General features: G+C 71.6%; 1 protein-coding gene. It reads right to left on the reverse strand.

Going from position 1 to position 602, the window contains the following annotated elements:
• Positions 1 to 586: aminotransferase-like domain-containing protein (locus AC1DWF_RS36385; RefSeq protein ID WP_476843301.1), on the reverse strand; the 586-nt coding region annotated here is incomplete at its 3' end.
• Positions 587 to 602 lie beyond the last annotated feature (16 nt).

The following is a 602-nucleotide window of genomic DNA, read 5'->3' on the forward strand; positions in this document are numbered from 1 at the left end:
CCGCGTGCTTCAGGGCGCCCGGCTCGTGCCCCGAAAATCCGAGCATGAGTGCCTGGATCGGCCGTTCCGCCATGAACATGGGGCTCACGGGACGGGCGATCACGCCCGCGCGTTCCGCCGCCGCGGAGACCTCCGTGTCGAGCCATCCGGGCCCGAGCCGCGCGAGCAGCTTGAGGCCCTGGTCCGGCGCCTCGACGTCGAGGAACCGTCCGCAGGATTCCCGCAAGGCTTCGACCAGCGCGTCCCGCGAGAGGCGGTAGCGCTGCCGCATCCGCCGCAGGTGCTGGGCGAAATGCCCCTCGGCCAGGAAGTCGGTGACCACGCCCTCCTGGAAGACTGGCGGATGCCAGTCCGAGAGCAACCGCGCCGACTGCACGGGCTCCAGTAGCTCCGGCGGCAGCACGGCATAGCCCAGCCGCAGGCCGGGGAAGAGCACCTTGCTGAAGGTGCCGATGTAGATCACGCGCCCGCCGTCATCCACGCCCTGCAGCGCGGCCAGCGGGCGGCCGGCGTAGCGGAACTCGCTGTCGTAATCGTCCTCGACGATCCAGGCGCCGGCGCGGCGCGCCCAGGCCAGCAGCTCCATCCGCCGCGCCATGGAA

The sequence above is a fragment of the Aminobacter sp. P4_D5 genome (genome assembly GCF_056401815.1).